The organism is Fulvivirga lutimaris (assembly GCF_009711525.1).
GTDB lineage: Bacteria > Bacteroidota > Bacteroidia > Cytophagales > Cyclobacteriaceae > Fulvivirga > Fulvivirga lutimaris.
Genome location: NZ_SMLV01000283.1, coordinates 1 through 9,948, shown reverse-complemented (window position 1 = coordinate 9,948; position 9,948 = coordinate 1). Strand labels below are relative to the sequence as shown.

Genomic DNA, 9,948 nt, shown 5'->3' with positions numbered 1-9,948 from the left:
CAATTAATTTGAGTCTTGACACATTAGACAAAACCAGATTCTTCGAAATAACAAGAAGGGATGAGTTTGTTAATGTGATGAGCACCTTCAATGCTATACTTGACTACAATATTCCGCTGAAAGTCAATATGGTGGCCATGAAGGGGAAGAATGAGGATGATATTGTAGAAATGGCTGAGTTAAGTCTGAGGCACCGAGTATCGGTAAGATTTATTGAAGAGATGCCTTTTAACGGTAGCAACGAAAATCACGGATTAATCAGTTATCAGGAAATACTGAATATTTTAAGTTCGAAATTTGGAGAGCTAAACAAGATTCAGGATCCAGATAATAGCACAGCATATCATTATAAAATACCTGGAAGTAAAGGTGACCTAGGAATTATTGCGGCATACACCCGTAGCTTTTGTGGTACCTGCAACAGAATAAGAATTACCCCTGAAGGTGTAATGAAAAACTGTCTTTATGATGGTGGTGGACTTAATTTACGAACACTTTTAAGAGATGGAAGTACTGATGAAGATATAGCAGCAGCGCTGCAGGTCGCTATTCTTAATAAACATAAAGATGGGCATCTCGCTGAGGCGAATAGGGATAAATTAACCTTTGAATCAATGTCAAGCATAGGCGGATAGTATGGAAAATCCCTTGTTACTTGCTTTATTCTTTTTCTTAATCGCCATCTTTTATTCCTCGGTGGGTTTTGGTGGTGGATCTAGCTATCTGGCATTACTAGTGCTTGCTGGTGTTGATTTGTTTGTTTTAAGATCCACGGCACTTATGTGTAATATCATAGTAGTATCAGGAGGGACTTATATTTTTTATCAGGAAGGTTATCTCAATATTAGAAGAACATTGCCATTGGTACTGGCAAGTGTGCCATTTGCGTTTATTGGCGGATATCTGCCGCTATCATCCAAATTCATCTTTATAACATTGGGATTCACACTATTACTGGCCTCTGTCATGTTATGGGTGAAACCTACTCACAATGAACAGCATAGCGTTGTTGAGAGAACAGGAGCAGTAGCTGCAGTGGTTGGCGGTGTTATCGGGTTAGTATCAGGAATGGTAGGCATTGGAGGTGGAATATTCCTATCTCCGGTTCTCAACCTTATGAACTGGAATAAAGCCAAAAAAATAGCCGCTATTGCCAGTTTGTTTATTCTGGTAAATTCCATTGCCGGACTTGTAGGCCAGTGGATGCAGCATCCACCCTATCTAGACCTCAACTGGTCATGGCCTTTGTTAATTGCAGTGTTGCTTGGCGGGCAAATTGGTTCAAGGCTGGCAGTACTTAAATTCTCAAATACCACTGTGCAAAGAACTACAGCGGTATTAATACTAATCGCAAGTTTGAAGATCCTTAATGATCATTTGTTCGGGTTTTGATGGAAGTTGAATAAATTACATTTTTTATTCCATGACATTCTTTTCTTATTTGCAGCGACTCACAAATCTAAGTGCTATGAAATCCATCAATTTCACTAAAGATATACTACCTCACGTTATTGCTGTTATTGTATTCTTGATTATTACTGTAGCTTTTTTCAATCCCTTTTTCTTTGACAATAAAACATTTGAACAAGGAGATATCAATCAATGGAAGGCCAGTGCTCAAGAGGTAGTAGAGTTTAGAGAGCAGACAGGCGAAGAAGCTCTTTGGACTAATTCGATGTTTGGAGGAATGCCGGCATATTTAATAAGTGTTAATTGGAATGATGGAATTGTAAGTGGTTTTAAAAGAGTCTTATCTCTGTTCCTTCCGCACCCTGTTAAGAATATATTTTTAGCTTTAATCAGTTTCTATATTCTGTTGCTTTCATTTAAAGTGAGGCCCTATTTGGCGATTGCTGGCGCATTAGCCTTTGGTTTATCTACGTACATGATTATTGGATTAGGAGCAGGTCATAACTCAAGAATAGGCGCTGTGGCTTTTATGCCAATGATATTGGCAGGTGTTCATTTGGCTTTTACTAACAAAAAATGGTTAGGGACAGGTGTAACAGCTTTAGCAATGGCCTTGCATTTCAGAGAAAATCACCTTCAAATAACATACTATTTACTGCTAATAATTCTGGTTTATGGCGTTATTCAACTTATTGATGCCTTTAAATCAAAAACTTTACTTGATTTCGGTAAGACAATGGCCCTTCTAATTTTAGCTGTGTTTATTGGCTTAGGAACTTTCATAGGTAAATTCTGGACAACTTATGAATATGGAAAGCATTCAATTAGAGGGAAATCTGAGTTAACACAACAACAATCTGCTGGAGAGAAAAGTGGGCTGGATAAAGATTATGCCTTTCAGTACAGCAATGACACCTGGGGGCCTATGACATTGTTGATCCCAAATTTTCTTGGTGGAACCTATGGGCATTATTTTGTTCAAGATGAAGACAGTGAAACGCTAAGTGCATTACAAAGTACGAGCGATCAACAAGTAGCCAATCAGCTCGCAAGATACTCAGCCTCGTTTTGGGGTGACAAGCCACCCGCACCTTATTATATTGGAGCCATTATATGTTTCTTTTTTGTCATAGGGTTATTATTCGCGCCCAGGAAATATGTCATCTGGCTGAGCATCGTTACAGGTCTGGGCATCTTACTTAGTCTGGGAGATAGTTTCAAGTCTTTTAACTATTTAATGTTTGATTATTTCCCTGGCTACAACAAGTTCAGGTCAGTGACATTTACTATGGTCATGGCTTTTGTTGCCATGCCTTTATTAGGATTTATTGGATTGGAAAAGCTATTAAGCGCTGAATGGAATAAGGAAGCTCAAAAGAAGTTTTTCATTTCTCTGGCTGCTTCAGGTGGGCTATGTCTGTTAGTGGTAATTTTTGCTGGAATGGCTTCTTTTACAAAAACAGGTGAATCACAGCTTCCGTTATGGTTTTTGAAAGCTCTTCAGTCAGATAGAGAAGCGCTAATGCGTGGAGATGCATTTAGATCATTGATATTCATCCTTTTAGCAGGAGGCCTTATCTGGGCATATTTAAAGCAGAAAGTATCTGGTATTGTTTTGTCTATCGGGATATCCGTATTAATTCTAATAGATGTAGTTATGGTAGATAATAGACACTTTGGTAAGAGCAACTATAAGAGATCTGCTGATAAGTCATTCTTCTTACCAACAGAGGCTGATAAAGAAATCTCGAAAGATATGTCTACTTATCGAGTATACAATCTTCAGGGCGATGCTATGAGTGAGGCCCGAACTTCATACCACCATAGCTCGCTTGGTGGATATCATGGTGCTAAAATGAGAAGGTATCAGGATTTTTATACGAATTGCATAGAAGGCCAACGCAGTACAATGATCAATGGTATTCAAAATGGAAATTTAGACTTTAGTTCATACGATGCTATTAATATGTTGAATGCCAAATATCTCACTTTCGGCCCAGGCAAAAATGACTTTATAAAAAATGAATATGCACTAGGCAACGCATGGCTGGTAAATACTATAAAAGTTGTAGATGATGCAGACACAGAATTACAGCAAACATGTAGTTCTGACTTGGTAGCTACAGCAGTAATTGATCAGAGTAAGTTTAAACTTAGAAGTACAACCAGTTTAGATTCAGGTTCAATAGTCCTAACTAACTACCAACCTAATAAGCTCACTTATGAAGCCAACGTTTATACAAACAGTTTGGCAGTGTTCTCAGAAATCTACTATCCTGAAGGTTGGGTGGCCACCATTGATGGAACAGAAACAGATATATTGAGAGCTAACTTTATATTAAGAGCATTAGAAATACCTAAAGGTAAACACACAATTGTATTTGAGTTCAAACCTACGGTGTACGCTACTGGAAATACCCTAACATTAATCTCATGTATTTTACTGCTGATAGTTGTTATAGGAACAGTTGGCTATTCGCTCAAATCAGGCCTTTCCTAATTCGTTCAGCCTCTGCAAAAGCGGAGGATGCGAATAATGTAAAAATACATAGGCAGGGTGTGGATATAGATTACTAAGATTATCCACTGATAATTTCTTTAAAGCTTCTTGTAGGGCCTCTGGCTTATAGGTTAGCCTAGCGTAAGCATCCGCCTCAAATTCATTCTTTCTACTCAGTATATTGCCTAATATACTGCTGATCATTGAAATAGGTGAATACAGAATGCCAAATGCCAGCAGATTTAAATGAATGGCGAGTTGCTGCCCTCCTAATGCTTGCGACACTGCCTCACTGTATATCATCTGCGACATTATAAATAGCATAAGTCCTATCTGAAGTATAGAAATCGCAAAACCATAAATGACATGCTTTTTCTTAAAATGCCCCACTTCATGAGCAAGCACAGCTACTAGCTCTTCAATTGAATGATTGTTTATCAGTGTGTCATACAAGACAATCTTCTTGCGCTTACCAATACCAGAGAAAAACGCATTGGCTTTATTAGATCTTTTAGAACCATCAATGACATAGATATTGTCAAGCGGGAAGTCTATCTTTTGGCTGTAATCTTCGATGGCGGTTTTCAGTTCACCATCTTCAAGAGGTGTTAGTTTATTAAATAATGGTAAAATAAGTGAAGTGTAAAACATATTAACAAACAGAATAAACACTCCTGCTATTGCCCAGAAATACAACCAAAAAGATTCGCCAATATTATTTATCAAATAGAGTAAGCTGCCAATTAGTAAGCCTCCAACTATTACTGTTAATACATACCCTTTTAATTTATCTACTATAAATGTCTTTGGGGTGGTTTTGTTAAAACCAAAACGCTCCTCTATTACAAAGGTGGAGTAGATAGAAAACGGAAGGTTTAAAATATCAGACAATATAAAGAGCACACCAAAGTAACTGAGTGACAATACAATGCCTTCACCAACCATTGGTCTAAGTAGCTGATCTAAAAAACCGAAGCCACCAAAATACAAAACAGCAAACGAGCCTAAAAAACTGAATGCTGAAGTTAAAAAAGAGAAATTGCTTAGTGTTTTATGATACTCCTGTGCTTTGGCATACTTCTCTTCATTATAAAATGACTTAATATCCTCAGGCAACTCAGATTTTCTCGACTTTAAATTCAGATAGTCGAGTACCTGATTAAGCAGGTAGCTAAAAGTGATAATGCCAAGAATCAAAAATAGTATAGTCTGTGAAGTCATGTATCTATGTTTAGATGGCAAAGCTAATCAATATCAAACAAGGATTTCAATTTGTCTATATTTTAGAATTATTCCCATTTTGATACTTATTCCCAATGTTAACATACTAAAATCGCTTGCTTTAGGGCATTCAAGGTACTTCCTCCCGTTTGGCATTGTGCTTGCCAATAGGTTGGTATCACGAAATGAAGAAGATAATGAAAGCTATATCGAACAATGTTAACAAGTGGCTCAAACACGAGTTATGCTTCGCCTGTGCAGTATTTTCAATAGGTATAATCGTTCTTATCATAGAGATCTTCTTTTAATCTCTCATATTCCTCCATCTCCCCTTTACGCAAACGTTAGCTTATAATCTCAGACGCTATTTAGAATCTTTTAAAATAATCATTCAGATTGTTTGATATTGGTTTCGCATGTAACTTTGACTCCGTCTCATTGTTATACATTTAATCATTCGAAATCATATGAGTTGGTTCACAAACGCAATGTCAAGTACAATTGGAAAAAAAGTCCTAATGGCTTTGACAGGATTGTTTCTAATAACCTTTTTAATTGTTCATTTATCAGGAAATTTGCAGCTTTTAGCTGATGATGGTGGCAAGTCATTTAACATCTATGCCAAGTTCATGACCACCAATCCTTTTATCAAAACAACCTCTTATTTACTCTATACCACTTTTATAGTTCATATAATTTGGGCTATTATGTTATCTGTCAAGAACAGAAGTTCAAGACCAGTGGGTTATGCGGTTAACCCAGGTAATGTAAGCAGCTCATGGAGTTCTAGAAACATGGGAATTCTGGGAACAGTGATTCTGATATTCTTGGTTATCCACATGAAAAACTTCTGGTATGAAATGCACTGGGGAGGTATACCTACTGCTACATATGAAGGAGAAGTTTATAATGACCTCTATTCCGTAGTTGATTTTGCTTTTGGCAACATCCTATATGTTCTTCTTTATACAGTTTCAATGCTTGCTTTAATGTTCCATTTGTATCATGGATTTAAAAGTGCATTTCAAACATTAGGGTTAAACCACCCAAAATATACACCAATGATTAAAACTGTTGGATATGCGATTGCAATAATAATTCCTGCATTATTCGCATGCATTCCAATAATAATGTATTTAAAATAATCGAAATCTAAAGATTTATATAAATGAAGTTAGATTCTAAAATACCTGAAGGCCCATTAGCAGAAAAGTGGTCTAAACATAAATTCAACGTCAAACTGGTTAACCCGGCCAACAAGCGTAAATACGACATTATTGTAGTTGGAACCGGTTTAGCAGGAGCTTCAGCAGCTGCTTCTTTCGGAGAGCTCGGCTATAACGTTAAAGCGTTCTGTTTTCAGGACAGCCCTAGAAGAGCGCACAGTATCGCTGCTCAGGGAGGTATTAATGCTGCCAAAAACTATCAAAATGATGGTGACAGTGTATTCCGATTATTCTATGATACTGTTAAAGGAGGTGACTACAGATCGAGAGAGGGCAATGTTCACAGACTTGCGGAAGTAAGTGTAAACATTATCGACCAGTGCGTAGCGCAAGGTGTTCCTTTCGCTCGTGAATATGGTGGTCTTTTAGCCAACAGGTCTTTTGGTGGAGCGCAGGTATCCAGAACCTTCTACGCAAGGGGCCAAACAGGGCAGCAATTATTATTAGGTGCCTACAGTGCGCTTAGTAGACAAGTGGCCAATGGCAAGGTGAAACTTCATGCACGTGAAGAAATGCTTGATCTTGTAATGGTAGATGGGAATGCCAGAGGTATTGTTACAAGAAACCTAATTACCGGTAAAATTGAATCTCACAGTGCTCATGCAGTAGTATTAGCTACAGGTGGATATGGTAATGTATTTTACCTTTCCACAAATGCAATGGGTTCTAATGTAACTGCAGCCTGGAGAGCACATAAGAAAGGTGCTTTCATGGCGAATCCTTGTTTTACTCAAATTCACCCAACATGTATCCCCGTATCAGGAGATCATCAGTCTAAGCTGACCTTAATGTCAGAATCATTAAGAAATGATGGTAGGGTTTGGGTTCCAAAAACTAAAGAAGACGCAGAGAAGATCAGAAAAGGTCAACTGAAGCCTACTGACTTATCTGAAGATCAAAGAGATTATTATTTAGAAAGAAAATATCCATCGTTCGGAAACCTGGTACCTCGAGATGTGGCATCCAGAAACGCTAAGGAAGCATGTGATGATGGCAGAGGCGTTAACTCAACAGGTTTAGCTGTTTATCTTGATTTTGCTGATGCTATCAAGCGTGATGGTGAAGACTTAATCAGCGCTAAATATGGCAACCTGTTTGATATGTATCAACAGATAACAGGTGAGAATCCGTATAAAACTCCAATGAAGATTTACCCTGCTGTTCACTATACTATGGGTGGACTTTGGGTTGATTATAACTTGATGACCACTATTCCAGGTTGCTACGCCATTGGAGAAGCTAATTTCTCTGATCACGGAGCCAACAGACTTGGGGCAAGTGCTTTAATGCAAGGTTTAGCTGATGGCTATTTTGTGCTGCCTTATACTATAGGTAACTATTTGGCAAGTGTACCTTATGACAAAATCCCAACGGATCACGAGGCATTTAAAAAGGCAGAAGCAGATGTAAAAGAGCGTATTGATAAACTTTTATCAATAAATGGGTCTAAGACTGTAGATGAGTTCCATAAAGATTTAGGACACATCATGTGGGAATACTGTGGGATGTCAAGAAATGAAGCTGGCCTGAAAAAGGCTAAAGCTGAAATTAAAAAACTAAAAGAAGATTACTGGAGCAACGTGAAGGTTATTGGTTCTAACGAAGAATTGAACATGTCGTTAGAAAAAGCCAATCGTGTTGCAGATTTTATAGAGCTGGGCGAACTAATGATTGATGATGCTCTTAACAGATCTGAATCTTGTGGCGGACACTTTAGAGAAGAGTCTCAAACTGAAGAAGGCGAGGCGAAACGTAAGGATGATGAATTCTCCTATGTTGCTGCCTGGGAGTACAATGGGGAAGGCAAAGAAGAGACGCTAAATAAGGAAGATCTGGTATTCGAAAATGTGAAACTTACTCAACGAAGCTATAAATAAGTTATGAAGATTAAGCTAAAAGTTTGGAGACAAAAAAACGCTCAAGACAAAGGTGGTTTTAAAACCTATGATCTTGATGATGTATCAGAAGACATGTCTTTCCTGGAAATGTTCGATGTACTGAACGAAGACCTTGTAAAGAAAAATGAAGATCCTGTGCACTTTGACCATGACTGCCGTGAAGGCATCTGTGGGATGTGTAGTCTTTATATCAACGGAAGGCCTCACGGGCCAAAACAGACCACTACCTGTCAGCTGCACATGAGAAGCTTCAAGGATGGTGACACTATTACTGTTGAGCCATGGAGAGCGAAAGCTTTTCCTGTTGTTAAGGATTTGGTTGTTAACAGAACTTCATTTGATAAGATTATTCAGTCAGGTGGATATGTTTCTGTAAATACAGGCGGTGTACCTGATGCTAATGAGATTCCTATTCCAAAGAAAATAGCTGATGAAGCTTTTGATTCTGCAACATGTATAGGTTGTGGTGCTTGCGTTGCTGCATGTAAAAATGCTTCGGCTATGTTATTTGTAAGTGCAAAAGTATCTCAGCTGGCTATGCTACCACAAGGGCAAGTAGAGCGCAAAACTAGAGCTGAAAACATGGTAGCTACCATGGATGAAGAAGGTTTTGGTGCTTGCACTAACACTGGAGCATGTTCAGCAGAATGCCCTAAAGGAATCAGTCTTGAAAATATTGCTCGATTAAACAGAGAGTTCTTAAGCGCGAAAGCTAGTTCTGACAACGTTTAATAATATGAGGAAATATCTTTTAATGGCAATGGTATCTACCATTGCCATTTCTTTTAGTAATGCTCAGTACAATTCCTTTGATAAAATCTCAATGTCGATGGAAGCCAAAACTGCAAAAGATGGGTATGTGAGCTCAATTAATGCCATTATTTATTATAATAATGACGGGAAAATGGTCACTTATTATTCGCACCCAAAAGAATATATCCTCTTAAATAATATCAAGGGTGAGATTAAAATTTATGATGCTAAGGAAAACACTGTGCTGCAGCAGCAAAACTATAGGTACAGCACTGAGACTTCTCAATTTTACTTCTTCTTAAACAATAAGCAGTCAGATTTAGGTTTGAAGCAAATGGGGTTCATACAATCAAATATCAGTTTTGAAGAAGATGTTATGGTTACAGAATGGCTACCACCTGCCGAAATGGCTCAGGCCATAACTAAAGTTGAGCTGGTCCACGAAAATGGAGTGCCAATATATATTGCATATTACGATGCCAACAATCAGTTGAGCACCAAATCATACTACTATAATTACAATGAGCTATATCCTGGTCTAAGTTTTCCAGCTACCATTACAAAAATAAGCTATATTAGCCCTACAGACTCAACCATAACTAAGACCTCGTTTAATAACATTTTGATAGATGAGAAGGTGGATACAAAAGCTATTAATTTTAAAATCCCAGATAATGCTAAAAGCATTAACTAGCTCTATTGCTATAGTTCTATTTTGTGTCCAATCACCAGTATTTAGTCAAAACAAGGCATTAGATCTCAAACTGGTAGCTAGTACTTCAACGACTGTTCAAGCACAATCTTCTAAACAAAACATTAAACTGATCAATGCAGTAAATCCAATTTTCTGGACTTATATAGGTATTTCTGGATTATATAAAACACATATAAAAGCCCCATTATCAACTACTTGTGTGTTTGAAACCCGCTGTTCATCATT

At 37.8% G+C, this 9,948-nt stretch carries 9 protein-coding genes; 8 read left to right on the top strand and 1 reads right to left on the bottom strand.

Going from position 1 to position 9,948, the window contains the following annotated elements:
- From E1140_RS04750 to E1140_RS04740, 3 genes are all read left to right on the top strand, one after another.
- The coding region (locus tag E1140_RS04750; protein ID WP_484494442.1) for a GTP 3',8-cyclase MoaA family protein at positions 1-635 on the top strand (635 nt) is incomplete at its 5' end.
- A 1-nt stretch (position 636) separates the two neighbouring features.
- Positions 637-1,392 (top strand): sulfite exporter TauE/SafE family protein, encoded by a 756-nt coding sequence (locus E1140_RS04745; protein WP_155179582.1) that lies wholly within the window; start codon positions 637-639, stop codon positions 1,390-1,392.
- A 76-nt stretch (positions 1,393-1,468) separates the two neighbouring features.
- Positions 1,469-3,910 (top strand): YfhO family protein, encoded by a 2,442-nt coding sequence (locus tag E1140_RS04740; RefSeq protein WP_185153432.1) that lies wholly within the window; start codon positions 1,469-1,471, stop codon positions 3,908-3,910.
- Here E1140_RS04740 and E1140_RS04735 read toward each other — a convergent pair.
- Positions 3,896-5,131 (bottom strand): M48 family metallopeptidase, encoded by a 1,236-nt coding sequence (locus E1140_RS04735; RefSeq protein ID WP_155179579.1) that lies wholly within the window; start codon positions 5,129-5,131, stop codon positions 3,896-3,898. The two genes, E1140_RS04740 and E1140_RS04735, sit on opposite strands and share 15 nt — an antisense overlap.
- A gap of 467 nt (positions 5,132-5,598) precedes the next feature.
- Here E1140_RS04735 and E1140_RS04730 point away from each other — a divergent pair, with 467 nt between their 5' ends.
- From E1140_RS04730 to E1140_RS21645, 5 genes are all read left to right on the top strand, one after another.
- Positions 5,599-6,276: a succinate dehydrogenase cytochrome b subunit gene (locus tag E1140_RS04730; RefSeq protein ID WP_155179576.1), complete on the top strand. Its 678-nt coding sequence runs from the start codon at positions 5,599-5,601 to the stop codon at positions 6,274-6,276.
- Positions 6,277-6,299: 23 nt separating this feature from the next.
- Entirely contained in the window at positions 6,300-8,234 is a 1,935-nt protein-coding gene (locus E1140_RS04725) for a fumarate reductase/succinate dehydrogenase flavoprotein subunit (RefSeq protein ID WP_155179574.1), read from the top strand.
- A 3-nt stretch (positions 8,235-8,237) separates the two neighbouring features.
- A complete protein-coding gene (locus E1140_RS04720) occupies positions 8,238-8,987 on the top strand; it encodes a succinate dehydrogenase/fumarate reductase iron-sulfur subunit (protein ID WP_155179572.1) in 750 nt (249 codons plus the stop codon).
- 4 nt (positions 8,988-8,991) lie between these two features.
- On the top strand, positions 8,992-9,702 hold the full coding sequence (locus tag E1140_RS04715) for a hypothetical protein (RefSeq protein WP_155179570.1): 711 nt from the start codon (positions 8,992-8,994) through the stop codon (positions 9,700-9,702).
- On the top strand, positions 9,683-9,948 hold a 266-nt coding region (locus E1140_RS21645; protein ID WP_221412633.1), incomplete at its 3' end, for a hypothetical protein. The genes E1140_RS04715 and E1140_RS21645, both read left to right, overlap by 20 nt.

Coding starts and splice junctions, on each gene's coding strand:
- E1140_RS04720 (WP_155179572.1), top strand. CDS start 8,238: ATGAAGATTAAGCTAAAAGTTTGGAGACAAAAAAACGCTCAAGACAAA.
- E1140_RS04730 (WP_155179576.1), top strand. CDS start 5,599: ATGAGTTGGTTCACAAACGCAATGTCAAGTACAATTGGAAAAAAAGTC.
- E1140_RS04740 (WP_185153432.1), top strand. CDS start 1,469: ATGAAATCCATCAATTTCACTAAAGATATACTACCTCACGTTATTGCT.
- E1140_RS04735 (WP_155179579.1), bottom strand. CDS start 5,131: ATGACTTCACAGACTATACTATTTTTGATTCTTGGCATTATCACTTTT.
- E1140_RS04745 (WP_155179582.1), top strand. CDS start 637: ATGGAAAATCCCTTGTTACTTGCTTTATTCTTTTTCTTAATCGCCATC.
- E1140_RS04725 (WP_155179574.1), top strand. CDS start 6,300: ATGAAGTTAGATTCTAAAATACCTGAAGGCCCATTAGCAGAAAAGTGG.
- E1140_RS04715 (WP_155179570.1), top strand. CDS start 8,992: ATGAGGAAATATCTTTTAATGGCAATGGTATCTACCATTGCCATTTCT.